Source organism: Micromonospora sp. NPDC048040 (assembly GCF_055587185.1).
Genome location: NZ_JBVJGT010000078.1, coordinates 1 through 25559 on the forward strand (window position 1 = coordinate 1; position 25559 = coordinate 25559).

Here is a 25559-nt window from a genome sequence, read left to right on the forward strand (position 1 = left end):
CACCCGGACAGCCTGACGACACCACGCCGCCCGGACCAGCACCCCGCGCGGCGCGTCGTCACGGGGCAAACGTTGCCTGATGCGGCACTAGGTAGAGCACGACTGTCACAGACCCGACAGCAGATACGATACGCGTGGTCGGGGACAGCACCACAGCACGAAGGCAGCTACCTTGCCGGGGTGACGGATCTTGAGCGGGGCATCTACGAGCACCTGATCACCCGCGAGCTGGCCGACCGCCTCCGGCACGTCGACCCCGTCCTCGTCCAGCACCACAAGCTCGACCCCGCCGACGCCCCCGACACCCTCGCCCGCCACATCGCCGCCCTGGCCCACCGTGCCCTGCACGCCCTTCCTGGCGGTGACGACAAGCTCGCCCGGCAGGTCGATCTGGCGAACCGCATCGCCGACGCCATCGCCGCCGTAAGCCCCCAGGCCGCCACGGCGCAGGATCAGGTCACCGACGCCAAGCACCTCCTGCATGCCATCGCCGCCCCACCCACCCCACCCGCGCAGCCCGCCTTCCCGCAGCGCCCCACCACCCCGCTCTCCACCGGCGCGCTGCTGGTCAACGGCCGCCACCAGCCGCGCATCGGCCACGAAGTCACCCACGAGATGGCCTCCGCCGAGTCCGTCGACCTGCTCTGCGCGTTCATCAAGTGGTACGGCCTGCGCATCGTCGAGCCGGCCATCCGCGACCTGATCGCCCAAGGTGGCAAGCTCCGGGTCATCACCACGACGTACCTCGGGGCGACCGACCAGCGGGCGCTCGACCGGCTCGCCGAACTGGGCGCCGAGATCAAGGTGTCCTACGAGACCAGGACCACCCGGCTGCACGCCAAGGCTTGGCTGTTCCGCCGGGACAACGGCATGACCACCGCGTACGTCGGCTCGTCCAACCTGTCGAAGGCCGCGCTGGTCGACGGCGTGGAGTGGAACGTACGGATCTCCAACGTCGAACAGCCGCACGTCATCGACACGTTCACGGCCACGTTCGAGGACTACTGGAACGACCCCGCCTTCGAGGACTACGACGCCGACAGGGACGCGGAGCGGCTCAGGCACGCACTCAGCGGGGAGCGTCCCGGCGAGGCGCCGATCCAGATCGCCAACCTGGACGTGCGGCCGTACCCGTACCAGGCCGAGATCCTGGCCGACCTGGACGCCGAGCGACACGTGCACGGGCGCTGGCGCAACCTCGTCGTCATGGCCACCGGCACCGGCAAAACGGTGGTCGCCGCGCTCGACTACCGCCGGCTACACAAGACGGGCAAGGCAGACTCGCTGCTCTTCGTCGCCCACCAGGAGCAGATCCTGCGGCAAAGCCTGGCGACGTTCCGGCAGGTGATGGGCGACGGCAGCTTCGGCGAGATGCTGGTCGGAGGCAAGGAGCCGACGCACTGGCGGCACGTCTTCGCCTCCATCCAGTCGCTGCATCGGCGGGAGATCGACCCCGAGGCGTACGACATCGTGATCGTCGACGAGTTCCACCACGCGGAGGCACCGACGTACGCCAGCCTCCTGGAGCGGCTGCGGCCGCGCGTACTGCTGGGGCTGACGGCGACCCCCGACCGGGCCGACGGCGGCGACGTGCGGCGGTGGTTTGACGGCCGTGCCGCCGTGGAGCTGCACCTGTGGGACGCCCTGGAGCGACAGTTGCTGGCGCCGTTCCAGTATTTCGGGCTGCACGACGAGACCGACCTGTCGCAGCTGCGCTGGAAGCGCGGGCAGGGGTACGACCCGGCCGAGCTGGACGTCGTCTACACCGGCAACCACGCGCGGGCACGGGCGGTGCTGCGGGCGGTACGCGACAAGGTCGACGTGGCCCGGATGCGGGCGCTCGGATTCTGCGTGAGCATCGGGCACGCCCGGTTCATGGCGGACTGGTTCACGAAGCACGGCGTGCCGTCGGCAGCGGTGACCTCGAAGGTCGACACGCCCGATCGGCACGCGCTGCTCGCGGAGTTCCGCAAGGGCACGCTGCGGGTGCTCTTCACCGTGGACCTGTTCAACGAGGGCGTCGACCTGCCGATGGTCGACACGATCCTGATGCTGCGGCCCACCGAGAGCGCGACGATCTTCCTCCAGCAGCTCGGCCGCGGGCTGCGCCTGGACGCCGACAAGCCCTGCCTGACCGTGCTTGACTTCATCGGCGGGCAACACGCCAACTTCCGCTTCGATCTGCGCTGGCGGGCCCTGACCGGGGTGAGCCGGAAGTCCGTTTATGACGCGGTCGACCAGGACTTCCCGAGCCTGCCGAGCGGCTGCCACATCGAACTGGACCGGGTGGCCAAGGACATCGTGCTCGGCAACCTGCGCTCGGCGTTGCCGACGTCGAAGCGGGGCCTGGTAGCGGAGCTGCGGCTGCTCGGGGACGTCAGCCTGGGCGAGTTCCTGCGCGAGACGGGCGTGGAGATCGAGGACGTGTACCGGTCGGCGAGCGTCGGCGGCTGGACCGGGCTGCGCCGGCTCGCCGGGCTGGAAGCCTCGACGCCCGGGCCGGACGACCGGGAGCTGGGCCGGGCCATCGGGCGGATGCTGCACCTCGACGACCCGGACCGGCTGGACCTGCTGGCCCGGGTGGCGGCGGGCGAGCGGCCGGGCGATGGGCGGCTGTGGGACATGCTGCACTTCGACCTGTGGGGGCCGAACGCCCCGCTGACCTCTCGTGAGGAGCGGCTGGCGCGGCTCCGGGCGGAGCCGGCCCGCTGCGCCGAGCTGCGCGAGGTGGCCGAGGTGCTGCGCGACCGGATCCACCGGGTCACGCCGGAGCCGCTGTCGGCAGCGGTGCCGCTGCGGGTGCACGCCCGATACAGCCGCAACGAGGCGTGCGCCGCCTTCGGGATGCCGAACCCGGGGTCGCTGCGCGAGGGCGTGAAGTGGCTCCCGGACGCCCAAGCCGACCTCTTCTTCGTCACTCTGGTCAAGTCGGAGGCCCACTACTCCCCCACCACCATGTACGCCGACCGCGCCATCACCGACACCCTGTTCCAGTGGGAGTCGCAGAGCACCACGTCGTCGGCGTCGGCGACCGGCCAGCGCTACATCCACCACGCCTCGCGCGGGTCGACCGTGCACCTCTTCGTGCGGGAGACCCGGGTCGCCGACCGGGACCTGGGCGCGCCGGCCTACCTCTACGCCGGCCCGATGACCTATCGGGAGCACACCGGCGACCGGCCCATGCGGATCATCTGGCGCCTGCACCACGCGCTCCCCGCCGACATGTACGCCGCCGCCCGGGCCATCGCCGCATGAGCACTCGTCAGGAGGTGTTGGACCGGCTGACCTCTCTGCGGCTGCACCAGCAGCGCGGGCGGCGCGCGCCGCACAAGCCACTGCTGGTGCTGCTGGCGCTCGGGCAGCTCACTCGGAGAGGGTCGAGCGAGCTGCCGTGGTCGGCGGCTCAGGAACGGCTGAGCGACCTGATCGCCGAGTTCGGGCCGCCATCGAAGACCGGGCGGGCGCAGAGTGCCGCGTACCCGTTCACCCGGCTCCGCGGCGACGGCGTGTGGACGCTGAACCGGGACGTACCAATGGATCTGGTCGGGCCGTTGGCGACGCACGACGTGGCGGGGCGTCTCGACGCCGCCACCGAATCGGCGCTGCGCCGGGACCCCGAGCTGGTGCGGCGGGTCGCCCGCGCCCTAGTGGAGCAACACTTTCCGCCCACCATCGCGCCCGACGTGCTTACCGCGGCGGGCCTGGACCCGGACGACATCCTCCAGGCGCCGGGCGTCACCCCGGTCCCCGCGCGGCGGCGGGACGCGGCCTGGCGGGTGGCGGTGCTCCAGGCGTGGGACCGGCAGTGCGCGTTCTGCGGGTACGACGGCCAGCTCGGCCACGCCTCGGTCGGCGTGGAGGCCGCGCACGTACGCTGGTGGGCCTTCGACGGCCCGGACAGCCCCGACAACGGCCTGGCGCTCTGCGTGCTGCACCACAAGCTGTTCGACTTCGGCGCGCTCGGGCTCGACGCCGACCTGCGCATCGAGGTGTCGGCCGCCTTCACGGCTCGTACGCCGGCCGGCCGGTCAACCTATGACCTGCACGGCAGGATGCTGCGGCCTTGCCCCGGGACGCAGGTCCCCGCAGTCGAACACATCTCCTGGCACCGCCGCGAGGTGTTCAAGGGCGAATCTCTCGCCGTCTAACTTGATCTATAAACCGCGCAGCGTCGGCGGTGATTGACGAGCTTCGTCTTCTTGCAACTTCCCGATCCTCTATCTACACCATCCGCCCGGCGTCAAGGCAAGGACGGCCCGAACCGCCGCGGACTACTGTATCCACGGACTGATCTTGGATGAGCTGTCTTGGACTTGGCCCGTAGCGGCAGGTCATGCACCCAGCACGGGCGTTAGCCGTACTCCTTTTCCAAACCGTTGCGATGACGGAGTCTCCGGATCAACCCGAACCGTGCCCCGCTTACCCAAGGGGCGGCAGACAAGCCCACGCATAAACAAACGAGCAACCCACGAGCATCCCGAACCACAGTGGATTGCCGGGGCGCGGACTTTCCATAGATCAAGTGCCTGATCGTCTATGCGCCAACAAAAATTCTGTGGATTAAAAGTCCTCAGCCCTATTGCGCTAACGACCCGCCGACGAACGGGCGGCCCGACGAGTTACGGCTGGGCGTGCAGCGCTCGTCGCGCATGCGGATCCTCCACCACGGCACTACGGCCGTGGTCAGGTGTCATGGTGATGGCCCTTGGCGGCGCAGTCGCGCCAGATGCGGGTCAGGTGCTGGGTCATCCGGGCGGTGGCCGGATGTGCTGGGTGGTGGCGTCGGTGGATGGTGATGGTGTCGGCGAGGAGGGTTCGGGCGGCTTGGCAGTGGCCGAGGTCGTGGAGAACGAGAGCGGTGGCGGCGTGGGCGGCGAGGGTTCGGTGGGCATGAGGGCCTTCGTGGGTGAGGTGGTCAGCGAGTTGGCGGTATAGGTGGTAGGCGCGTTGGTGGTGTCCGGCGCGTCGGTGGGCGATGGCGTGGAGGTGGAGGGCGTGGAGGGCGTGCGGGTGGGTGGGCCCGTGGAGGTGGGAGGTGCTGTGGTGGGCGTAGGTGGCCCAAGAGATGGCGTCGGCGGGGTGGCCGAGCCGGAGTTGCAGTTCCGCCAAGAGCGCGGCGGCTTCGGCGTGCAGTCGGTGGACGGGCGCGGTGGCGGGGTCGACGCCGGTGAGGGTGCCCTGCAGGAGTTGCCGGGCGCGTAGTGGGTCGTTGAGGGCGAGTTTGTGGGCGGTGGCGACACGGTGGGCGCCTTCGGCCTCGAGCCGGTCGGCGACGGGTTTGGGTGTGGCACGCCAGGCGAGGGTGATGTCGGTGGGGGTAGCGCCGATGGTGATGCGGGCGAGTACGCGGTGTGCGTGGAGGGCGGCGAGGTGTGGCAGTGTCGGCGCGCCGGTGGTGGGGATGATCCGGGGCGCGTGTCGCAGGATGGCCCGGCCGACGGTGTCGGCGACGGCCGTGGCGTCGAGGGGTCGGGGACGGCAGTCCGCCCGACACTGGTAGCCGCGCACGGAATTCTGCAGCTCGGCCTGGTCCATGGGCTGGCGGCAGAACTTGCAGTGCAGCAGCCCCGCCGGCAGGTATACCTCGCACGGGTCACCGCTGCTCTGTGGGGATCCCGCTGGCCGTGAGGCGGATCCGGTTTCGGCAGGTGCGGCGGTGGGTGGTGTGGTGGCTTTGGTGACCCACTTCTGCACGAGGCGGGGGTCGAGGTTCAGTTGCCGGGCGACGGTGGTGATGGCGCCGTAGGCGCGGATAGCGCGGGCGTCGGCGACGCGCTGGACGACGGTGTCGATGAGGTCTGGCGGGTATCTGCGGGGGAAGGCCATGGGTGATGTCGGTGTCCGTGGGATGGCTGTGGTCGGGCTGTGCCGGAATTTGCGCCGTGGCCGGCCGGCGGTTAGGCGTGGAGGTCGTGCCAGTGGGCGTCGGCGGGGCGGTTGGCGTTGATGGGCATCGCGGGGTGGTCGCGGTGGGTGTTGCGGCGCATCGGGTGCAGGGTCGGGCCGTCGGGCAGGGTGACGGCGGGTAGGGGTGTGTAGCCGTAGCGGGCAAGCAGACGGTCGCCGCCGGTGAGGGTGGTGGTCCAGGACGGCAGGTCGACGCGGTTGAGGCGGTCACGGTGGTAGCGCAGCATCGCCCTGGCCAACCCGGCGTGCCGGGCGTCGGGGTGCACGGCGAGCAACGCGAGGTGGTAGTGCGGCTCGGTAGGCTGCCTGTCGGCAACGAGCGTGTCCAGTAACTCGAATCGGTCGGCGTGCACGGCGGTGACCTTGCGGAGTCGGGTGTGGTAGTTGGCCGGTGGTGGGATGGGCCGGTAGCGGTGGAAGCCGACGGTGGTGGCGGTGAGGTCGTCGGTGAGGTGGATGTCGCCGAAGAACATCGCGTGCTCCACCCAGATCGCGGCGACGGCGGCCAAGGCCTGGCGCCGTCGTGCCGGGTCGGGTATCAGCCAGGCGGCGAGCGGGGTGGGGTTCAGGGCGTCGGCGATCAGCCCGGCGACGGCCTCTCGGTCCGACCAGCGGGCAGCACGAACACGACTTCGCGAGGACATGTTTGTTGCTCCGATGGGTTAGCGGTAGGTGGCGGTGGCGAGGTCACCGACCGCGGCGTCGACGGTGGCGGTGATGTCGCGGACCGGGTGGTGGTGCTGGGCGGCGATGGTCTTCAGGTGCGCGGTCAGCGTGGTGGTGTCATCGTCGAGGTAGAGATGGGCGGTCAGGCCGAGGACGGCGACGAGGCCGGCGAGGGCGGCGGTGTGGTTGTCGGGTTGTTCCCGGCCGGCGGCGAGGTAGCGCAGGCGGGCGCGGGCGACGACCGCCCACCTGCTGTCGGTGGCGAGGTAGGTGTCGGTCCGAACGATGCCGCCGAGGCGGCGGCGGGCGGTGTGCCGGAGGACGCCTGCGGCGACCAGGCCGGCGCGGGTGCGCTCGTACAGGTCGTCGGCGAACCCGCGCAGCCACACCTTCACCGGTGGGGCGGTGCGGGCGTAGCGGATGGAGGCCAGCGCGGTGTCGGCGATGAGGTCACCGACCGGTCGGTCGAGGTGCAGGCGCAGCCACCGGTCCGCGGCGGGACGGTCATCGTGCGGGCCGAGGACGATCCGTCCGGCCAGGAACAGGTCGATCAGTACCGCGCCGGCGAGGCCGAGAGCGAGGGCTTGTCGGTGGATGTGCGGCTGGCCGGTGTCGTCGTTGTGGCCGAGCAGGAATAGTTCGTCGCGCAGCGGTAGTTGAGGAACGATCATCAGTGCCGCCTACCGCAGTCCAGCGGCGGATTGGCGCAGCCGGTCGTGCACCTCGTTATAGGCGGTGGCAGGTGCCGGGAGCAGCGCCTTGTCGACGGCGGCGAGGATCGTGTAGTTCGGGTTGCAGACGTTGCCGATCGGTGCCCAGCCCGCCTGGGACACCAGCTGGTAGGCGTCGAGGGTGCCCAGGCCGGTCAGCGCGCTGACCCAGCTGACCAGGTCGTGGTGGGCGATGCGGTAGGCGTCCTCCAGCGGGCGGGCACATCCGATGGACATGATCGACGTGTTGGTCTCCAGGCGCGGCCAGAGTGTCGGCGCGCCCTTGATGACCTCGATGATCAGGGTTGTGGTGGTGGCGATCTCCACCCCGACGCCGCAGGCCTCGCCCTCGCCCTGGCAGGCATGGCCGTCACCGAGGGCGAGCATCGCCCCGTGCACATTCACCCCGAGATACAGGGTGCTCCCGGCTCTCACATGGGGCGTGTCGAGGTTCCCGCCGTGGGTGTCCGGGACGATGGTGGAGCGGGCCTCCATGCCGCCGGGGGCGACCCCGATCGTGCCGATCATCGGATCCAACGGGAGGTCGACGGTGTGGTCGCTTTCGGTGGCCTTGAACCGCACCGTGGCCGCCTGATGGTCGATGCCGTACATCCACACCCGTTCTTCCAGGGGTGGCTGAAGCGTGGCGGTGTGGGAGGTTGATGTGAGGGCGCCGAAGTGCGGGAACGTCGACGACACACCCCAATCCCGGGCCGGTGTGATGGCGGCGAGGTGGATGGCGAGGGTGTCGCCGGGCTCGGCGTCCTCGACGAAGAACGGCCCCGACACCGGGTTGAGGTAAGGCATGCGGCACACCTGCGACGGCAGGTCCCCCGGCCCCCGCACCAGGCCGCCGAAGCAGTCCTCCGTGAACACCTCCAGCACGTCACCGGAGCGCACATGCGCGACCGGCATCCGGCCGCCGAAGGTGTAGGCGAGCTCGTCCCGCGCCGGCCGGTAGGTGATCTTCTCCATGCCGGTCACACCCTCTCCACGTCGCGCAGGTGCTGCGACGCGGCGGGTGCCAGGCCGGACAGCACCGGCCGGCGGCCCGACAGGTACAGGCCGGCAAGGACGACCACGCCGAGAGCCAGCCAGGCCAGGCCGAGACGCTGCGCGGCGATGTTGGCGTTGACCACCACGAAGGCGAGGATCACGAACCCGACCGCAGGCATCACCAAGTGCGCCCACCAGTTGCCGCTGCGCCGGCGGATGAGGTGGTGCACGACCACGGAGACATGCAGGACGAGGAAGGCGACCATCGCCCCGAAGTTGATCAGCGACGACAGCAGCGTGATCCCATCCGCCCGGGTCGCCATGTACAGGCCGAGCACGAGGGACACCACGCCGGTGAGCAGGGTCGCGTTGATCGGCACGCTGCGACGGATCGACACCTTCGCCAGAAACGCCGGGAGCTGCCGGTCACGGGCCATCGCGTACAACAACCGCGAGGTGGCGACCTGCGCGACCATCGAATTCGGCAATCCCCACGCGATAGCCGTCGCCACCGCGCACAAAGTCGCCAACCAGCCCCCGCCGGCCAGTGCGGCGGCGTCGTAGAACGCGGTGCCGTTTACGTCGCCCTCAGCCAGCAGGGCATCGGGGTCGGGCACGAGCATCGCCGCCAGACACGTCTGCGCGATGAACAGCACGCCGGCCAAGACCAGGACGGCGGCCATGGCGCGGCCGATCTGCCGGGAGCCGCCCTTGGTTTCCTCGGCCAGCATGCTGATCCCGTCGAAGCCGAGGAAGGACAGCACCGCGATCGACACCGCCCCCGCCACCAGAGACCAGGTGAACGTGTCGGAGTTGTAGAAGGCGTCCCAGCTGAACCGGCCCTTCCCCGTCGCGAGGGCCCAGCCGGCGACGGCCAGGAAAATCGCCAGAACGATGAGCTCGCCGACGAGCATCGCCCTCGTGACCACGGCGGTCATCCAGATCCCGACCGAGTTGACGATCGTGTTGACCGCGACGAAACCGACCAGCCACAACCACACCGGCACCGCCGGCACCGTCGCGTGCATCGCCACCGACGCCACCAGATACAGCAGCCCCGGGACGAGAACGTAGTCGAGCAGGATCACCCAGCCGGCCAGGAAACCGACCGGTGCGCTGATGCCCCGGCCTGCGTAGTTGTAGACGCTTCCCGACATGGGAAACGCCTTCACCATCTGCGCGTACGAGAACGCGGTGAACACCAACGCCACCACACCGACCGCGTACGCCAGAGCCACCATCCCACCAGAGCCGGCGTACACGCTGCCGAAGATCGCCATCGGCGCGATCGGCACCATGTACACCAGCCCGTACGCGACCAAGTCCCGGGACCGCAGCCTCCGGGCCAACTCCTGGCGATAGCCGTAGCGCGACAATTCCTCCTGTAGTTGCATCGGACCCTTCCATTGAAGTCGTTATCGAGGGACGGAACATTCATTGCTGCGCCGCCCGTGAATGGCTTTACGCTCCGAATGGTCGCTCGATTCGAATGGCGTGGTCGATACCGAAGATGCGGACAAGAACCGTTGTCCGCATCGACGTCGTCCCCGCGAGAACGAACGGGCCGACGGGCAGTTTGGCGAGAGGACATCCAGCGGCACAGATATGGTGCTCGGGCGTAGAGTCGGCCACGTCTGAGTACTCGCGCCGGCCGGAGGCCCGAGACTTCCGCTGGGCCCTCGCCGGCGCCCCGGCGACCGGTTGACAGCCCGCTGTCGTCCGGTCGCGTGGAAGTTGTTCGAGGAGGACCCGTGAGGCTGGCGGACAGGATCGCTGCAGTGCCGGTGGATGACGCCGTCCGCGCCTCGGTGAGCTACGACCAACTACGTACGGGTGATGGCGGCCTGTACTGGCTGGAGACTCGCCCTGACGCCGGCGGGGTTGCGACGCTGACACGTTGGCGGCCCGGCGAGGGCAAGCGTGATGCCAGTCCGAAGGGCTTCGATGTAACTAGTGGCATTCACGCGTACGGAGGCGGATCGTTCGCCGTCGTCGAGGGAACGTTGTGGTGCGTCGGCGGAGATGGCCTCTACCGAAGCCGTCGTCACGGCGAGGAACTCGACATGATCAGCCACGGATCCTTCGGTGACCTGACGATCGGCGACGGCGAGTTGCTCGCCGTGCGTGAGTCGGAGCAGGGTGACGCACTCGTCGCGGCGTCGCTCACCGGTGCTCCGCAGATGCGGACTCTCACCGTGTCCCCGGGATTCCTCGGCGCACCTCGGCCAGGTCCGGAGGTGTTGGCCTGGACCGCGTGGAGCGAGCGCGACATGCCCTGGGATGCGTGTGAGGTATGGGTGGCCTCCTACTCGCCGCGCGGCGTGGTCGAGGACCCGGTGAAACTGGCCGGCGGTCCGGATGAATCGGCGGTGGAGCCGCGGTGGGGACCCGACGGCGCGTTGTACTTCGTGTCGGACCGCAGTGGCTGGTGGAACCTCTACCGATGGGACGGCCTCGAAGTGGAGGCGGTGGCACCGATCGCGGGTGAGTGCGCCGCAGAGCCATGGGAGTTGGGCTACACGTCGTACGGCTTCCTCGACGACGGCCGGATCGTCGTGGCGGTGCAGGAGGGGCCGCGACACCGCCTTGTCGTCATCGAGCCCGACGGCACTGTCCGCCCGGTCGACCTCCCGTACACGTCGATCAAGCCGTATCTGGCCGTTCGAGGGACGACGGTGGCGTTGATCGGATCGTCACCGACCGCAGCCCCGCAGGTCGCGCTCGTGGATCTAGCTGGCGCCGGTCCGCAGATCGAGGTGCTTGCCAGGCCGGAGCACGCCGAACTCGACGGGGCGCGAGTATCGACGCCGACGGAGCTGCGCGTCCGAGTGGCGAGCGATCGGGAGGTGCTTGCCCTGGTGTATCCGCCGACGGGCTCGGCGGCGGACTGGCGGGCACCGGTGATCGTTCGGGCGCACCCTGGGCCTACCGCCTCCTGCCTGCTGCGCCTGGACTGGCAGGCGCAATTCTTCACCAGCCGCGGATTCGCCGTCGTTGATGTCGACTACCTGGGTAGCACCGGATACGGCCGGGCGTTCCGGGAATCGCTGTACGGCCGGTGGGGTCTGGACGACGTTGATGACTGCGCGGCGGTGGCGGTGCACCTGCTGTCGACGGGGCGGGCGGTGCCGGGGCAGGTATTCATCCGGGGTGCCAGCGCCGGCGGATACACCGCGTTGCATGCGATGGCACAGGACGGCCCGTTCGCCGCTGCCACCGCCGTGTCGGCGATCGTCGATCCTGACCGGTGGGCGGAGACAATGCCGCGGTTCCAACGGGCGCACGCGATGCGGCTGCGAGGTGGTGCCGGCCGGGTCCGTGCCGCCGCTGCCCAACGGCCGGTGCTGCTCATTCATGGCACCGCCGACGAGGTGGCCGTGGTCGAGGATGTCCGCGACCTCGCCGACGAGTTGACGTCTCTCGGCATGGCGCCCGAGGTGTTGCTCCTTCCTGATGTCGGTCACTATGTGGCGACGTCCCATCGAGCGGGCGCGGCGCTGGACGCGGAGCTGGCTCATTACCGCGCAGTGATGGCGGATGCGGCCAACGGTCACGGCGGTTACACGGCCGCCAGCGGTAGTCGCTGACGCACGTACTCGCCGAACTCGCGGACCTCCGGTTCACCCCGATAGGGCTCGAGGTCGGCCTGTACCTCGACGATGCGCTGCAGGCAGCGGTGTGAAGTCGTCCGTGCGGCGTAGTCAACTGCCTGGCGTGCGGTGGCGCAGGCTTCGTCGATGCGGCCGGCAGCGGCCAGCGACGAGGCCAGCAGCGCGGTGTCGATGGCGAGTCGCCGAACGTGGGTGGGGCTCAGCGCGGTGAGGGCGTCGCCCAGGTGCCGCTGGGTTTGCTGCGGTCGGCCCAGGTCGTGGAAGCAGTGGGCGATCTCGTCGGCGAGGTACGCCGCGTCGAAGTACCGGATCCACGCCGGCTCGTCCTCGGGCTTGCTACGGGCCAGTTCCCTCTCCGCAACGCCGAGGTGGATCAAGCAATCGCCTTCGCGTCCAAGGCGGGCGTGCGTGCGCGCCACCACCGCGTGCAGCGCGGCTGCCACAGCCGGCGTCGCCTGGGTCTCGCTTCCTCTCACCGCCGTCAGCGCCATGCGCCGGGCCGGCTCGGGGTGGCCGCAGTGCAGCGCGAGGTGGCCGATGTTCACCGCGAGTAGGTAGCTGCCGTACAGGCGGTCGTCGGCGGCTTCCGTCAGATGTAGGGCGCGAAGGTAGCGGCGCTGGGCGAGGCCATGGGCGCCGGTGTCGACCGCCTGGTACCCACAGAGCTCGAAGAATCCCGCCGCCAGTGTGTAGAGGTGCCGACCAACAGCGTCGGAGGTGGGGGTGTTTGCCAGCAGCCGGTTCAGTTCGCCTTCGACGTACCGCTGCACCTGGGCATGGACTCGTCCGGCGCCGTGGGTGTGGTCCAACTGCCGGAACATCGCCAGAGCGGTCTCCGCCGAGTGAAGGTCCTCTTCGTCAACCTGCTCAGGCGAGCCGGACCGTCCGGCTGCGGACAGCCGGGGTCCCGCCGGAGCGTTCAGCCAGTCCAGGGCGGCGCGATCGAGGACACCGGGTTGGAACGGAACCCGAGCGACCATCTCGGCCAGCCCCGACGTCTCCGCCGGGCGATTGGACAGCAGGCTGCCGAGGCTGCCGTGACCGGCTGGTGAGGCGGCGGTCGGCTTGCCTTCGCTGGTTCGGTTCTTGTCGAGCAGCGGTAGCAGGCGCATCAGGGAGCCGCCGGTCGCCAGCGCCTTGTCGCAGGCCTCGACGAACTCCCGGGAGGGGAACCGATCGGCTGTCTCCACGCGTCGCACGAGATCGGCACTGAAACGGATCATGGTGCCCAGCCGTGCCTGCGAAAGATTGGCGCGTTCGCGCAGCCGACGCAGTTCGGCGCCGAAGAAGTGGCGCTCGGACAGGGATGGCTGAAGCGCCCGCGGGGTCTGGCCCATGGCACCGCCTTTCGGGCTGCTCGCAGCCGATGGCATTGAGCAGCGTGGACATCGCGCACATAGGGTCACTCACTGTTCAGCCCGGCGCAACCAGGAACGTCGGGAATGGCGCCGCATGACGGCCGGCCATGAGGCGCGCCGTATGCGGACAACCACTTCGTCCGCATGCTCGGCATTCACGACAGCGACTCTGAGGGCGAGTGTGAGGAGAACGGGGCGCGACCACTCGTCAGATCCGCCCTGGTTCTTCACGACCCTGGGAGGTGCCAGTGGAGCACGAGACAGTTCCATCCGCCCTGATCGTGACGGGGGGGGGCGGGGTATCGGGCTCGCCACCGTGCGAGCGATCATGAGCAGGGGCTTCCCCGTGTACGGGCTGGATATTCATGTGCCCGCAGACGTTCCGCGCGGAGATCGGAGCCCTTCCTGGCACGACGTTGACGTCGCGGACGAGCAGCAGGTGCGGTCGTTCTTGCCCGATCACGTGAAGCCGGGATCGTTGGGTGGGCTAGTCAACTGCGCGGGAGCGGTGGAGCGCAGCTCGATAATGGATGCGGACGTCGCGGAGTGGGAGCGGATGCTCGCGGTCAATCTGAGCTCCGCTTTCCTGGTCATCCGTGAGTTCGTCGCGTACGCCGCCGCTCCTGCCGCCATCGTCAACGTCAGTTCCGTCAACGCCCACTACGGGCACCCGGAGCGACTCGGGTACGCGGTCGCCAAAGGCGGCGTGGAGGCGCTCACCCGGGTGACCGCCAGGCAGCTGGCCGATCGAGGCATCCGCGTCAACACGGTCGTGCCGGGCGCGATCGCCACACAGATGACCCCCGACAAGGCCGCCCGGAACGTGTCAAGGGATTGAGGTTAGTGGGAGTTAAGCGACCAGCGGTTCCGGCTCCGTTTCTGGTCGGGCTTGTTGATCCAGACATGGTCTGGCAGGTCGAGGATCTTGGCCGCCGTCGTGGCGAGGCGTCTTAATTCCCGCTTGTTACCGGAGGACTCCGCAGCGTACATACAACACATGGCCCGAACGCTCATCGATTGAGGAGCGATCGGGCGGCAGCCCACCCCTCACCAAGCTGGAGGAGCCATGCAGGACCCCGAGTTCACCAACTGGCACAAGTCCGCGCACTCCGACGACGGCGGATGCGTCGAACTTGCCTACGCCGACGGCCTTGTCGGCATGCGCGACTCCAAGACCCGACGGGCCCTGTCCTGACGTTCAACCAGCGCGAGTGGGACGCGTTCACGGCGGGCCTCCTCGACGGCTCGCTCACCCCCGAAGGCTGAACCCTACGTGACCGGTGACAACACTCCTGAGCCCGCGAGCACGCCTCGCGGGCTCGGCGCCTTGTGGGCGGCCACCGCCGCCAGCTCCCTCGGCGACGGGGCATACCTGGCAGCCGCCCCCCTGCTCGCCGCCACCATCACCCAAGAACCCGTGGCCATCTCGCTCGTCGCCACCGCCACCCTGGCCCCCTGGTTCCTCATCGGACCATTCGCTGGTGCACTCGTGGATCGGTGGCCCCGGCGAACAGTCATGATCCTCGCCGACCTCATCCGCGCCATCTGCGTACTGGCCCTCGCCACCCTGGTCCTCAGTGACCTGGCAACCATCCCCGCCCTAGCCATCACCGGCTTCATCCTCACCAGCGGCCAGAGCTTCCACAACGCCGCCGCCCAAGCCATCATCCCCAGCCTGGCTGGCCGCAACCGCACAGCCTTGGCATCTGCGAACAGCCGGATCGCCACCACAGAGAGTGTCGCCGCCGGCTTCGTCGGACCACCCGTTGGGAGCGCGCTCTTCGCCGTATCGCCATGGATACCCATTGCTGCTGACGCGGCGAGCTTCGCCGCCTCCGCCACACTCCTCCGCGCCGTACCGCAGCCCCCCACGCCACAGCACGACGGCGGCGGCATCATCGCCTCCCTCAAGGAGGCGACGCGCTGGATGTTCAGCCACCGGCAGTTGCTCGAACTCGCCCTACTCATCGCCGGAGGCAACCTCGCCACCAACGCGGCGATGGCAACCTTTGTGCTCTACGCCCATCAGGACCTGGGCGTCACCGCGTGGGGATTCGGGCTCCTGCTAGCCGTACAAGCCATCGGCGCGACCATGGGCGGCTGGGCAGCCACCCGCCTGTCCAAACGACTGAGCTTCCGCGCCATGCTGCCCATCGCCCAAGTCTCGCGCGCCGCTGCCTTTCTGGCCCTCGCGTTCACCGCCTCGCCCTACCTCGCCGCAGCGTGTATGGCGGTCATCGGTGCCAGCTTCACCGTCAGCACCGTCGCGGCGGTCTCCGCCCGACAACAACTCGTCCCCGACCGCATGCTTGGTCGCGTCGTCAATGTCTTCCGCCTCATCGGCAACGGAGCCGCACCGATAGGCGCCGCGATCGGCGGCCTCATCGCCGCCCACTACAACCTCGGCAGCGCCATACTCTTCGGCGGTCTCTTCACACTTGCGGTAGCCGCGCTCTCTCTCCTCCCGCAGTTCCGTCGACCGGCGCATGACCGGCCCACCACCCAATTCGCCGCAGATAGTTGAGAACGACATGAGCCCGGTGGCCCGCGTACGAGCGACCTCATATATCACCAGAACGAGCCCGCTTGGCCCCGAAGTACTGGTGTTCAGCTATCCGTCGACGCCGACCGCTGGCATCCACCTCCCCGGCGGCGGCGTCGAACCCGGCGAACGGCCCGACACCGCCGCCATCCGCGAGGCCATCGAAGAGACCGGCATCCACGGCAGCCTGCACCTGCGCGGAGTCGTCGGAGTACAGCAAGGCACCTACGACACAGGCGCTCCACGCATCAGCATCTACTTCCACCTAGCCAGCGACGAACAACGCGACTCGTGGACGCACACCATGGTCGGTGACGCGGCAGCATGGGACACAGGCCTGCAGGTTCATTGCCGGTTCGTGCCAGTGAAGGAAGCAGCCGAGCTGCTACGAACAAGCTGGCACAGCCAGGAGCAATTCATCGATACGCTGAACGTCGAGGGACTATCCCGTCACGACTCATTCACGACGTGATGGCGTCGATCGGCGCCACTCGCGACATGTCCGTCCTGCGCGTCAACACCGGGTGCTCCTCGAAGGCATCCTCACCCACATCGTCGGCGTGCTTGCCGAGCCGAGGCGCAGCGCCACTGGCAGTCGAGAGCTTCATCGACGATGCCCTCGCTACCACCGTCAAGCAAACATGGGCAGTGCCGTGGCGCGATCATCTTCACCACCGCACCGCAGCTCGTCCGCGTCATCCGTCTGGCGGAGTCCAGAGGACTCAGCGCAGATCACGCCCAATAACCACCGCCGCAAGGACGAGCGCAAGCCGGTCCTCGAACAGATCCCGACCTGGCGCGCCATTGCCGATCATTGGATCGACAACAGCACCGACATCGTCACCTTCAGGGCTCGTCTGCGCGACGCGTTCCAGACCATCCAGACGTCCTCGGGAGGCATCCAGCCATGAACCGTCGATACGCCTCCGCCGGCGCCGTCGTCGTGACCGACGACCTCAGCTCTCCTCACATCCTGCTCCTCGATCAGGTCCGCAAGACCGGTGAACGACAGACCGTTGCCCCGAAGGGCCGCCTGGAGCCGGGCGAGTCACCACTTCACGCAGCCAAGAGGGAGGTTGCCGAGGAAGCCGGCCTCACCGACACGCACTTCAGCGCGTACCTCGGGCAGGAGGCGTACACCTTCATCGACAACGACGGCACGCCAGCGGCGAAGACTGTCGACTGGTTCCTCTTCACGACGGCCACCACCACCACGACGCCGGCCCGAGACGAAGGCTTCGTCCAGGCTCGCTGGCTCGAGGCTCCCGCCGCCCGGCAAGCTGCCAGCCATCCGCAGTTCCAGCAGATGCTGAATCGCGCCCTCGCCGTCATCGCCTGGCGTGCCGCTCGCCCTTTGCCGTTCAGCCGGACGCTCGATCGCCTAGTCAACCAGGTGGGGGCAGAGGCTCAGGTTGCCATCGCGGGACACCTGGGTGCCGGGGTCGGGCTGTGTGGATCCGCTGCGCGGGGAGACTTCGTGGAGGGTTGGAGCGACGTCGACTTCATCGCATGGAACCTGCCCCCGACGTCGGCCGCCGCCATGGCGCTTCATGAGGTCGTCGGCGAAGCGGCCCAACGCCACGGTCTTCGAGCGTCACTGCACCTCGCCGACAACCACGGGGGCGACGCCCGTCGCCTCGGCCCGCTGTACGACATGAAGATGCGGACGGTGCTGCGCCGCGTAGGGCTAGACACCGCCGTGATCGCAGGTGCCGCCCCTACCTCCACCGCCACGCCAGTACAGACCGACCTCGCTGGCGACCTTGCCGTACTGCACGAGTTCGCCGTCGCCCGTCTGGCCGCGCACCACCGCACACAATCGGAGCGCGAGGACACCGCACGGCGGGTGTTGTCGGCTCTGTCAAGCGCCGGTCGGCTGCTCGTAACAGGCCGAGCGCCAGAGGTAAGCCTGCGGCTTTCCGACATCGTCGAGGCCCTGCGCGAATGCCCGGACAGCGAGCTCGGATTGCTCCTCCGAAACTACGACGCCTACCGCCGCGCAGGCAGACGACATAGAGCAGGCCGAACGGCTCGCCGCCCGCGTGCCAGGTGCGCTCGTGGCCACGAGGAGCACGCTCAACTAGTCGGCATCCCTATGATCATTTTCGTCGACGGGATCGATGGTAGCGGGAAGACCACCCTCGTCAGGCACCTCGCCGCCGCCCTGAACCGCAGTGGCATCGAAGCAGCCGTCTTCAGCCCACTGTGGCGTTACCTCCCCACGATCGCCGCTCCGGAACAGTTCGCCTCTTGGGTCCTCAGCACCACTGGTATGGAAGTCGCCGAGGCGCTCATCGGGGCAATGATCGATCGTCTCGACGACCTCTGCGGCATGAGCATCGGACTGAACCGCGTGCACCTCCATGATCGGGGGCCGAAGACCGTCTACGCATCCGCCCTGGCCCACGCCCGCGAACGCCATGCGGCACTCGAGCTCCTCCGGAAACGTCTGGCCGTCTCGGTCCGAGCACTCACCGACGTCCAACCGTGCACCGCGATTGAACTCGGGGAGGGCGGCGAGGCACTCCAGGTCGCCCTGCCGCGTCTCACGTTGTCTCAAACCATAACGCCCGGATACCTGAGGTATTTGCGATCTTTCGCCAAGGAAATGCGCACCGGCGGCGACTGGCCGGGGCTGCCAACGCAACGACTAGACGCTTCCAACCCGATTGAAATCAGTTGTGCGGCCGTCATCGAATCTCTCCGCCTCCTGACAGGTTCTCGTCCGACTCGCCGAGGACAAGGCTCGATTCCCCGGTGCTGGAGTGACCCCCTGAGGCCGGACACCTCCCTGACTTGGCGTCCTGACGAGGATGAAACCGCCGTGGCTCGACAGAGCAAGCACCCCAAGGAGTTTCGGTGCCAGGCCACTGCGCTGGTGCTCGGCTCCGGTCGCACAATCCGTGACGTCGGCCCGCCCCCGCGCGCCGCTGGCCGCCCGGAATGCGTAGTCAACCCCTGACGCGGGGCATCGAGGTGTTGGGTAACTTGGACAGCCCTCACCACGGTCATCGATAGGAGACACGGTGTCGCACATCGAGATGGTCACCGGTGAGCTGCGGGTCTTGACGACCGGTGCGGACAGAGCCCAGGGGCTGGCCGCCGCTGCCGACAACCAGGCGCAACAGGTGGCGCTGCGCGCCGCAGGCGCCGGCTTCGCCGCGGTAGCAGCGGGCATGACCCGGGTGCGAGATGCAATCGCGTCGGTCCAGGGAGGATTGGGCGGCATTGCCAGATCGATAGGCGAGGCCACGAAGATGACTGCCGCCGTTCCCCGCGACGCCACTCCCCAAGAGACCATCGCCGGGCTGATGCCGATCCAGGCCGGTGTTGACAGCGCCCGAGATGCGGCGGCTGCGGTCATCACCCAGGTTGGTGAAGCACAACAACTCGTCGGCATAGTTCTCCAGGGTGGGCAGCCCGGTCCACTGCTGCAGTCACTGGAGAGCATCAAACAGGTCCTGGTGTCCGTGGTCCAGCGCGCTGGTTCCGCCCGTCAGGCCGTCGATACGGCCATCGCCGAAGCACGGCAGTTGGGGTCGGGAAACTGATCGGGGCTGGCGGTCCCAGACCGGCCAGCCCCACCCCGCACGCCACCGGCAGCCCTACCCCAACGGCTCCCGCCTCGAGTGACGGCACCTCCTATGGCTACAGCCAGACACCATGGAGCAGGCACCCCACCGGTGTACCCGGCGGGTCGCCAACCGGGCCACGTACCAAGATCCCACCCCGCGAGGACGACACGGTGCGACGATCGCTGGAGTTGGAGAACGAGTGCGCCGACACCCTGGCACGCGAGGGCTACCGGGTGCACCAGAACCCGACGAGACCGGAGATCGCCGATGCACGGCTGAAGACCGGCGACGTGGGAAAGCCGGACAAGGATCCGGATTACCTGGTCGAAGGTCACGTCTTCGACTGCTACTCGCCCACTCCCGCCAAGGCGGTGCGCGGGGTGTGGACGGAGGTCTCGGGCAAGGTGACGAGCCAACAGACCCAACGCGTGGTGTTGAACCTCCAGGACTGGCGTGGCGACCTCGCTGCCCTGCAGAAGCAGTTCGACGACTGGCCGATCGAGCACCTCAAGGAACTGGCGGCGGTAACCCGAAGCGGTGCGATCATTCAGATCGTCCCGCGAGACTGAGAAGGCAGGCAGCAGGTGGGTATCGAATACCGATTGACACTGGCGGGTGGCATCCCGCTGGAGCAGGTCGCCTCGGTCGTCGCCCCGGAAGGCGTCGAAGAGTCGGCCCTGCCCGGCTACCCTCGGTTGCTGAGCGGCGGTTTCGACGAGGAGCTCGGGTACACCATCACCGTCTCTGGCGGCAGCCACGGCTACTTCGACGCCGAGAACGACGACGGAACCCAATGGGAATGGGAACCAGACGCGTACGTCAACGTCGTCTTCCACATGCGCAAGAACGACCAGCCCGAGGCCGCGATCCCCAACATGGTGTCGGCCGTGGGCCGCGTACTCGCCAGCCAGACGGAAGACGCCGCGCTGGTACTGAACGGCAACTGGCTACTGCTCACACGAGTCGCCGGAACAGTACGTAAGCACCGACCGACGTGGTGGGACAACTACGGCATCGGCGACATGATCTTCGAGTGAGCGGACCGCTGCTCCCGACCGGTTTGCCAACCAGGGCGAGCACGGTCACCGCCGCGAATCGGCGGCCCCTCACGCGGTAAGCCACCGGCGCATTACCCCGTGGCCGTTCAAGCCGCGCAAGGTCGTTTACGCCATCGCGCCCGGGCACGGCAAACGGCTCACCGCCGATACCCTTTACGTTCTCGACCAGTGGGTGACATCACCAGCCTGCGGCTGGGCAGCCAACGATGCGGCCAGCCGCCCCTCGAAGTCGTGCACGCGCAGTGAGGCAGCCTGCGGAGAGCGGCGAAGCGCCTGTGCACAAGCTCCCTCCGGAACACTAGGCAACCACGATAGGCCGCTTGCCGATCGCAGCATTGATCTGCTCGGCGATCACCAACATGTCCGCTGCACGAATCGGATCACCGCTGCCGATCGCGTCAGCCGACATCAGGTCAACAAGTGCACGCACCACCGGGTCATCCGGGACGGCCTGCTTGAGCCACATCCAGCTCCGGAGCCTGCCGGTTGAGGTCGACGCACACCAGCCCGCTGCGGCCGTCAGAAGCGCACCGCCCCAGCCAGGCGCCGTGCGGGCCGATGACTCCGCTCGGCATGGCGGGGCTGTCTCCGCCGGCTGGAGGAAGAGGCGGCGGGACCTCGCCGTTCAGGGTGACCCTTGACCAAGAGATCCCCTGCGCACCTGCCAGACATTGACTTCTCTGCGCGGCGGGCAGCGCGCCAGGAGGGCCCGCGGTAGTCTTCGGCGGTTCGATTGTCGCCGAGGTGGCCCCACGCGTGGGCAACCGATCGCCGACCCCCGGCGTCTTGTCAAGTGTTCGCCCAAGGTAATCAAGTTAGGGGTACCGGTGCGAAGGCTGCTGTCATTGTGCGTCCTCGCGATGTTTGTGGCCGCTGCGGCGGGCTGCAGCGAGCCGAGCACGCAGGCGGAGACGCCTGGTCTCGCGCCCCGGGGCACGACGATGACTACGGTGCAGCCCACCCGGCAGGACCTTGCCAACAAAGTGAGCCTGTCTGGCAAGGTGACCATCAACCCGGTGTTCGGGATCGTGGCCCCGGCCGCCGGGCAGGTGCGGTATCTCGATGTCAGGACGCCGCGGAGTACGCCGACCAAGCCGACGAGGGTGGCGAGCGTCTGGGTGTCCGGCAAGGCGCACCGCATCGAGGTCCCGGCGGGTGCGGTGTTCGCCGGCCGGCTGGTGGACGACGGTTCCAAGGTGACCGCCGGGATGCCCATTGTCTCGGCGAAGAAGGTTGGCTACGGGCTCGTCGCCGACATTGACGGCGCCCAGGCTTACCAGATCTCGGATGCTGTCGCGACGGTCCAGGCCCAGATCAAGAACGGCCCCGGACCGTTCCCGTGTAAGGTGCTCGGCACCATCGCCGCCCTGCCCGCCGGCACCATCCCGGACCCGCCGGCCGCGCGGCCGTCCGCCGCGCCGTCCGGCCAGCCGTCTGCCCCGCCAGTCGTTCAACCGCCCTCGGACCAGCAGGACAGGATCGAGCCGTCGGAGCCGACCGGGATGCGTCTGGTGTGCACCGCACCCGCGAAGGTGAAGCTGATCAACGGTGCCAGCGCCACGCTCGAGGTGGTGACCGCGAGGGCCACCAAGGTGCTGGTGCTGCCGGTCGAAGCGGTCGCCGGTGGGCAGGGCCGAGGCAAGGTGGACGTGGTCAAGCCGGACGGTAGCCGGGAGACCAGGGACGTGGTGCTCGGGCTCAGCGACGGCAAGGTCGTGGAGATCAAATCCGGTCTCACCGGCGACGAGACGGTCGCCGTCCCCGGCCCCAACCTCCCACCCGCCAAACCAGGCACGGAGGGTGACCCGTCCGCTCCGATGGGTGTTAAATGACGGCGTTGCTGGAGCTCCACGGCGTCACCAAGACACTCAAGGGCCAGAAGGCGCCCCGGACCATCCTCGATGGCACCGACCTGACCGTCGACAGTGGTGAGAGTGTGGCCATCCTCGGCCGCTCGGGATCCGGCAAGAGCACACTGCTCAGCCTGATCGGCCTCTTCGACCGACCGGACGGTGGGCAGTATCTGCTGGATGGCCGGGACATCACCCGGCTGCCGGAACGCAAGGCGGCAGCACTGCGCAGCGCCGAGTTCGGCTTCGTGTTCCAGCGGTTCTTCCTGCTCAAGCACCTGACCGCCGCGCAGAACGTGGCAATGGCCCTGGTCAACGGCCAGGGCTGGCTGCCACGCCGCAAACGCAGGGCCAAGACCCTGGAGGCCCTCGACCAGGTCGGCATCGCACACCTCGCCAAACACCGGCCGGCACGCCTATCCGGCGGCGAGCAGCAGCGGGTGGCGATCGCCCGGGCGCTCGTGCGGGAGCCGCGTCTGCTGTTGGCCGACGAGCCCACCGGCGCGCTGGACACGGAGACGGGCAACCTGGTGGTCGAGGTGATGCGCTCGGCGACCGACCGGGGCTGTGGGCTGATCCTCGTCACCCACGACTGGGACCACGCCAACAAGATGCAGCGAGTGCTGCGCCTCAGCGACGGGATGCTCCACCCAGCAACCGACACAAGGAGCGTGCCTCAGTGAGCGGGCCAGCACGGCACAGAACGGCGATCGGGCCAGGCCGCACCGATGCGGAGCGCGGCGGGGCGGCCGGGTGATCCGGCTCTCTGGGCGGTTCCGCTCTGCTCTGATCATCGGCGCTCAGGGCATCCGGGCCCGCAAGACCCGCACCCTCCTGTCGATGGTGAGCCTGTTCCTGGGGGTGCTGGCCGTCGTGGTCGTCCAGGTCGGCGCCGAAACCGCCAAGAACGCCCGGCTGGCCGATCTGGAACTGCACATGGGTAAGGACGGCACCCGCCAGACCTACCTACCGGGCACCGCCGACACCATCCAGATCAGCCAGGACACCCTGAAAGGACGGACGGACGCGGTAGCGGTCTCCACCACCCAGGCGATCATCGGAGAGCCGGGCGTCCGCCCGGTCAACCCCGGCGGGGGCCCGTTCGACCAGCCGGGCGGCGGACAGTACGGGGGGCCCGTTGGCGTCGAGATGTACTGCGACCCTCGCGGTTACTGCCAGCCGATGCAGCCCGCCGGCGACGCCCCGCCAGTTCCCGTGCCCGGCGCGGCGATCGAGCTGAGCCTCAACGCCCTGACCGGCGACATCCGCCAGTTCCGGCCCTTCCGGTCGGTGTCCGGCCAGTGGCTGGACTTCTCCTCCGACCCGTCGTTGTCCCCACGCATCGTCATCAACCTCGAGGCGGCCAAAGGCTTCACACGCCACCAGGTGCCCGCCGAGATGCGCATAGAGGGAGCCACCGCCAACCCAACCCCGCGCATCATCGGCGTGATCGACGACGGAAACTCGCAGCCCACCGCCTACATCCGAGCCGATGAGCTTCAGAACTGGTTGCCCCGCGCGAGCAACAGCGGCAACTACGGCCCCGGACTGCAGGTGATGCTCGCGCCCACGGCAGGCGAGGTGGAGCAGCTGCTGCGGATCCGCCTCACGGCCAGCGGGATCCCCACAGAGCAGCTCCACTTCGAGACGATCCAGGCGCGCAAGGACATCGCCAGGGAGCTGGCGCTCATCCGCTGGATCTTCCTCGGCATGGCCGGCCTGGTCCTACTCATCGGCGTCGCCGGCATCCTCAACGTCGGGCTCGCGACCGTCGGAGAGCGGGTCGAGGAATTCGCGCTACGGCGCGCGGTCGGCACCTCACGGTCACTGCTGGCCGGCATCGTCCTCGCGGAGACACTTCTGACCGGCCTCCTCACCGCAGCCGCCGCCATCGGTGTGTCCGCGCTCGCACTCACCGCAACCAGCACACTATTCGGCGATCGGGAGCAGTTCCTCCAGGATCTCGTATTCCCCTGGCAGGCAGGGGCCGCAGGCGTCATCGCCGGCCTGGTCGCCGGACTGCTCGGCGGTCTCATCCCGGCCATCCGCGCCGCCCGCATCCCAATCGCCACCGTCATGCGCGCGTGAGGCCCCGCGCAGAGGTCTGTTCACCTGACCCTGTATCCGGGTACAGGTGAACCGCCCAGGTAGGTACAACCGAAGCCCCCGCCCCAGGGAAGCCAACAACCGTCCCGCCTCGCGTCAATGGACCGCGACCTGCCGGAAGACGGCCGTCGCACCCTACCGCCACGACACACCGCAACTCGACGACACGATCCCGACGTACGGAGAGGAAGCTGCGCCTCGGAGAGGCGGAAGGCTCCACGGACTGCTGCCTGCCTCCCTGCCCTCGTCTTCGGTCACCTGTGTGATGGATGCCGTGTCACGCTGGCGCCGGCCCGCCCGCCTGCCTACCGTGTCGAGGTCCTCGCTGGCACCGCGTGAGGCGTGACCGTGAAGGAGCACCCGACGATGGCGGACCTTGGGCGAACTCGGATACCGGCACCTCGCCGGACGGCAGGCACCACGACCGAATTCGTCCTGGAAGGCACGCCCGGTCGCCTCGTCATTACCGCCGCCGCTGACCGGTCTGCCCGCGTCTCGCTGCACGTCGGCAAGCACGGCTCCACCCTGGCCGGACTGACCGACGCCCTGTCGACCGCGATCACCGTCGGGCTGCACGCCGGCGCGCCCGTGTCCGAGTTCGTGGCGGAACTACGGCAGACTCGCTACGCCCCCGCAGGCCGCACCGGCGACCCCGAGGTGCCGGACGCCACGTCGCTCAGCGACTACCTCGCATGCCGGCTCGCCCGCACGGACGGCGACATACGAGGACGTGGGGTGCTTGCGCCCGACCACTAGCGCGCTGCGCAGTCGCTGCTGCGGCGATCCCATATACGACGCCCGCCAAGACAGCCGAGCTAACGCACACGCTCCGGCGGCCGCCCGCCCCGCGTCAAGCCCTACCTCAGCACCTTGACGGCCGGGCCCGTCGCGGCCCGCTCCCGCGTAACGCGGCGGCGCCAGGTCGGCAGCCCGAGCATCGGGTTGGCGACGCCCCAGGCGGCGCCCTTGCAGACCAACTCCTTGTAGACGGCGGCGAGTCGCCCGGTCAGGACCGCCTGCACGGCACGGTCGTCGGCGGTGACGTACTGGATCAAGCCCTCCTTGCGGCCCAGCGAGATGCACTGGGTCAGCTTCTCGGCCCTGAAGGGGCCGAGCTTGCAGATCGTGCTCGATGCTGGCTGTATCGGTCACGCCGCGTTCGGCAGGCTGACTGCTGCCC

The 25559-nt window shown here is 68.7% G+C and carries 24 protein-coding genes and 1 pseudogene; 16 read left to right on the forward strand and 9 right to left on the reverse strand.

What is annotated here, in order from left to right; all coding sequences use genetic code 11:
* The first annotated feature begins 180 nt into the window (after nt 1-180).
* Nucleotides 181-3255 (forward strand): DEAD/DEAH box helicase, encoded by a 3075-nt coding sequence (locus ACZ6O2_RS33925; protein WP_466025842.1) that lies wholly within the window; start codon nt 181-183, stop codon nt 3253-3255.
* Nucleotides 3252-4148, forward strand: coding sequence for a phosphorothioated DNA-binding restriction endonuclease (locus tag ACZ6O2_RS33930; RefSeq protein ID WP_466025843.1), 897 nt, complete (start codon nt 3252-3254; stop codon nt 4146-4148). Before ACZ6O2_RS33925 ends, ACZ6O2_RS33930 begins: the two co-directional genes overlap by 4 nt.
* Before the next feature lie 535 nt (nt 4149-4683).
* Here ACZ6O2_RS33930 and ACZ6O2_RS33935 read toward each other — a convergent pair.
* The 5 genes from ACZ6O2_RS33935 to ACZ6O2_RS33955 all read right to left on the reverse strand — a co-directional run bounded on the left by ACZ6O2_RS33935 (nt 4684) and on the right by ACZ6O2_RS33955 (nt 9673).
* Complete coding sequence (locus tag ACZ6O2_RS33935) at nt 4684-5826, reverse strand: hypothetical protein (RefSeq protein ID WP_466025844.1); 1143 nt, start codon at nt 5824-5826, stop codon at nt 4684-4686.
* Nucleotides 5827-5897: 71 nt separating this feature from the next.
* The gene (locus tag ACZ6O2_RS33940) at nt 5898-6551 is read right to left on the reverse strand and encodes a GNAT family N-acetyltransferase (RefSeq protein WP_466025845.1); all 654 of its coding nucleotides are present in this window, start codon (nt 6549-6551) and stop codon (nt 5898-5900) included.
* A gap of 18 nt (nt 6552-6569) precedes the next feature.
* Nucleotides 6570-7244: a GOLPH3/VPS74 family protein gene (locus tag ACZ6O2_RS33945; RefSeq protein ID WP_466025846.1), complete on the reverse strand. Its 675-nt coding sequence runs from the start codon at nt 7242-7244 to the stop codon at nt 6570-6572.
* Nucleotides 7245-7253: 9 nt separating this feature from the next.
* Nucleotides 7254-8267 carry an acetamidase/formamidase family protein gene (locus ACZ6O2_RS33950; protein ID WP_466025847.1) on the reverse strand — a complete coding sequence of 338 codons (1014 nt, stop codon included), beginning with the start codon at nt 8265-8267 and terminating at the stop codon, nt 7254-7256.
* Nucleotides 8264-9673 (reverse strand): APC family permease, encoded by a 1410-nt coding sequence (locus ACZ6O2_RS33955; protein WP_466025848.1) that lies wholly within the window; start codon nt 9671-9673, stop codon nt 8264-8266. The genes ACZ6O2_RS33950 and ACZ6O2_RS33955 overlap by 4 nt, the downstream gene beginning before the upstream one ends.
* A 1005-nt stretch (nt 9674-10678) precedes the next feature.
* On the opposite strand from ACZ6O2_RS33955, the gene ACZ6O2_RS33960 reads away from it, so the two are divergent.
* Entirely contained in the window at nt 10679-11866 is a 1188-nt protein-coding gene (locus ACZ6O2_RS33960; RefSeq protein WP_466025865.1) for a S9 family peptidase, read from the forward strand.
* Here ACZ6O2_RS33960 and ACZ6O2_RS33965 read toward each other — a convergent pair.
* On the reverse strand, nt 11839-13227 hold the full coding sequence (locus ACZ6O2_RS33965; protein WP_466025849.1) for a helix-turn-helix domain-containing protein: 1389 nt from the start codon (nt 13225-13227) through the stop codon (nt 11839-11841). The two genes, ACZ6O2_RS33960 and ACZ6O2_RS33965, sit on opposite strands and share 28 nt — an antisense overlap.
* A gap of 349 nt (nt 13228-13576) precedes the next feature.
* On the opposite strand from ACZ6O2_RS33965, the gene ACZ6O2_RS33970 reads away from it, so the two are divergent.
* The 4 genes from ACZ6O2_RS33970 to ACZ6O2_RS33985 all read left to right on the forward strand — a co-directional run bounded on the left by ACZ6O2_RS33970 (nt 13577) and on the right by ACZ6O2_RS33985 (nt 16262).
* Nucleotides 13577-14086, forward strand: coding sequence for an SDR family NAD(P)-dependent oxidoreductase (locus ACZ6O2_RS33970; RefSeq protein WP_466025850.1), 510 nt, complete (start codon nt 13577-13579; stop codon nt 14084-14086).
* Nucleotides 14087-14314: 228 nt separating this feature from the next.
* Complete coding sequence (locus tag ACZ6O2_RS33975) at nt 14315-14443, forward strand: DUF397 domain-containing protein (protein WP_466025851.1); 129 nt, start codon at nt 14315-14317, stop codon at nt 14441-14443.
* A gap of 78 nt (nt 14444-14521) precedes the next feature.
* Nucleotides 14522-15772 carry an MFS transporter gene (locus ACZ6O2_RS33980; protein WP_466025852.1) on the forward strand — a complete coding sequence of 417 codons (1251 nt, stop codon included), beginning with the start codon at nt 14522-14524 and terminating at the stop codon, nt 15770-15772.
* A gap of 79 nt (nt 15773-15851) precedes the next feature.
* Nucleotides 15852-16262 carry an NUDIX domain-containing protein gene (locus ACZ6O2_RS33985; protein WP_466025853.1) on the forward strand — a complete coding sequence of 137 codons (411 nt, stop codon included), beginning with the start codon at nt 15852-15854 and terminating at the stop codon, nt 16260-16262.
* On the opposite strand, the gene ACZ6O2_RS33990 is transcribed toward ACZ6O2_RS33985, so the two are convergent.
* Nucleotides 16252-16398, reverse strand: a complete 147-nt coding sequence (locus tag ACZ6O2_RS33990; RefSeq protein ID WP_466025854.1) for a hypothetical protein — start codon at nt 16396-16398, stop codon at nt 16252-16254. The two genes, ACZ6O2_RS33985 and ACZ6O2_RS33990, sit on opposite strands and share 11 nt — an antisense overlap.
* Before the next feature lie 33 nt (nt 16399-16431).
* On the opposite strand from ACZ6O2_RS33990, the gene ACZ6O2_RS33995 reads away from it, so the two are divergent.
* From ACZ6O2_RS33995 to ACZ6O2_RS34015, 5 genes are all read left to right on the forward strand, one after another.
* Nucleotides 16432-16701 carry a hypothetical protein gene (locus ACZ6O2_RS33995; protein ID WP_466025855.1) on the forward strand — a complete coding sequence of 90 codons (270 nt, stop codon included), beginning with the start codon at nt 16432-16434 and terminating at the stop codon, nt 16699-16701.
* On the forward strand, nt 16698-18752 hold the full coding sequence (locus ACZ6O2_RS34000; RefSeq protein ID WP_466025856.1) for an NUDIX domain-containing protein: 2055 nt from the start codon (nt 16698-16700) through the stop codon (nt 18750-18752). Before ACZ6O2_RS33995 ends, ACZ6O2_RS34000 begins: the two co-directional genes overlap by 4 nt.
* A gap of 64 nt (nt 18753-18816) precedes the next feature.
* Nucleotides 18817-19341 (forward strand): DUF6244 family protein, encoded by a 525-nt coding sequence (locus ACZ6O2_RS34005; RefSeq protein WP_466025857.1) that lies wholly within the window; start codon nt 18817-18819, stop codon nt 19339-19341.
* Nucleotides 19342-19535: 194 nt separating this feature from the next.
* Complete coding sequence (locus ACZ6O2_RS34010) at nt 19536-19934, forward strand: CdiA C-terminal domain-containing protein (RefSeq protein WP_466025858.1); 399 nt, start codon at nt 19536-19538, stop codon at nt 19932-19934.
* A gap of 15 nt (nt 19935-19949) precedes the next feature.
* Nucleotides 19950-20402: a SitI3 family protein gene (locus tag ACZ6O2_RS34015; protein WP_466025859.1), complete on the forward strand. Its 453-nt coding sequence runs from the start codon at nt 19950-19952 to the stop codon at nt 20400-20402.
* Between the two features lie 319 nt (nt 20403-20721).
* Here ACZ6O2_RS34015 and ACZ6O2_RS34020 read toward each other — a convergent pair whose 3' ends face one another.
* Nucleotides 20722-20889 carry a hypothetical protein gene (locus ACZ6O2_RS34020; RefSeq protein WP_466025860.1) on the reverse strand — a complete coding sequence of 56 codons (168 nt, stop codon included), beginning with the start codon at nt 20887-20889 and terminating at the stop codon, nt 20722-20724.
* A gap of 361 nt (nt 20890-21250) precedes the next feature.
* Between ACZ6O2_RS34020 and ACZ6O2_RS34025 the strand changes: the two genes are divergently transcribed.
* The 4 genes from ACZ6O2_RS34025 to ACZ6O2_RS34040 all read left to right on the forward strand — a co-directional run bounded on the left by ACZ6O2_RS34025 (nt 21251) and on the right by ACZ6O2_RS34040 (nt 25135).
* Nucleotides 21251-22255: an efflux RND transporter periplasmic adaptor subunit gene (locus ACZ6O2_RS34025; protein ID WP_466025861.1), complete on the forward strand. Its 1005-nt coding sequence runs from the start codon at nt 21251-21253 to the stop codon at nt 22253-22255.
* Nucleotides 22252-22956 carry an ABC transporter ATP-binding protein gene (locus ACZ6O2_RS34030; protein WP_466025862.1) on the forward strand — a complete coding sequence of 235 codons (705 nt, stop codon included), beginning with the start codon at nt 22252-22254 and terminating at the stop codon, nt 22954-22956. The genes ACZ6O2_RS34025 and ACZ6O2_RS34030 overlap by 4 nt, the downstream gene beginning before the upstream one ends.
* Before the next feature lie 70 nt (nt 22957-23026).
* Entirely contained in the window at nt 23027-24361 is a 1335-nt protein-coding gene (locus ACZ6O2_RS34035) for an ABC transporter permease (protein ID WP_466025863.1), read from the forward strand.
* Nucleotides 24362-24721: 360 nt separating this feature from the next.
* A complete protein-coding gene (locus ACZ6O2_RS34040) occupies nt 24722-25135 on the forward strand; it encodes a TSCPD domain-containing protein (RefSeq protein WP_466025864.1) in 414 nt (137 codons plus the stop codon).
* A gap of 101 nt (nt 25136-25236) precedes the next feature.
* On the opposite strand, the pseudogene ACZ6O2_RS34045 reads toward ACZ6O2_RS34040, so the two are convergent.
* Nucleotides 25237-25464 (reverse strand): annotated as a pseudogene (locus tag ACZ6O2_RS34045) (oxidoreductase); the annotation flags it as partial.
* Nucleotides 25465-25559: the final 95 nt, after the last annotated feature.

Coding starts and splice junctions, on each gene's coding strand:
- ACZ6O2_RS33930 (WP_466025843.1), top strand. CDS start 3,252: ATGAGCACTCGTCAGGAGGTGTTGGACCGGCTGACCTCTCTGCGGCTG.
- ACZ6O2_RS33935 (WP_466025844.1), bottom strand. CDS start 5,826: ATGGCCTTCCCCCGCAGATACCCGCCAGACCTCATCGACACCGTCGTC.
- ACZ6O2_RS33940 (WP_466025845.1), bottom strand. CDS start 6,551: ATGTCCTCGCGAAGTCGTGTTCGTGCTGCCCGCTGGTCGGACCGAGAG.
- ACZ6O2_RS33945 (WP_466025846.1), bottom strand. CDS start 7,244: ATGATCGTTCCTCAACTACCGCTGCGCGACGAACTATTCCTGCTCGGC.
- ACZ6O2_RS33955 (WP_466025848.1), bottom strand. CDS start 9,673: ATGCAACTACAGGAGGAATTGTCGCGCTACGGCTATCGCCAGGAGTTG.
- ACZ6O2_RS33965 (WP_466025849.1), bottom strand. CDS start 13,227: ATGGGCCAGACCCCGCGGGCGCTTCAGCCATCCCTGTCCGAGCGCCAC.
- ACZ6O2_RS33970 (WP_466025850.1), top strand. CDS start 13,577: ATGAGCAGGGGCTTCCCCGTGTACGGGCTGGATATTCATGTGCCCGCA.
- ACZ6O2_RS33975 (WP_466025851.1), top strand. CDS start 14,315: ATGCAGGACCCCGAGTTCACCAACTGGCACAAGTCCGCGCACTCCGAC.
- ACZ6O2_RS33990 (WP_466025854.1), bottom strand. CDS start 16,398: ATGAAGCTCTCGACTGCCAGTGGCGCTGCGCCTCGGCTCGGCAAGCAC.
- ACZ6O2_RS33995 (WP_466025855.1), top strand. CDS start 16,432: ATGGGCAGTGCCGTGGCGCGATCATCTTCACCACCGCACCGCAGCTCG.
- ACZ6O2_RS34000 (WP_466025856.1), top strand. CDS start 16,698: ATGAACCGTCGATACGCCTCCGCCGGCGCCGTCGTCGTGACCGACGAC.
- ACZ6O2_RS34020 (WP_466025860.1), bottom strand. CDS start 20,889: ATGTGGCTCAAGCAGGCCGTCCCGGATGACCCGGTGGTGCGTGCACTT.
- ACZ6O2_RS34030 (WP_466025862.1), top strand. CDS start 22,252: ATGACGGCGTTGCTGGAGCTCCACGGCGTCACCAAGACACTCAAGGGC.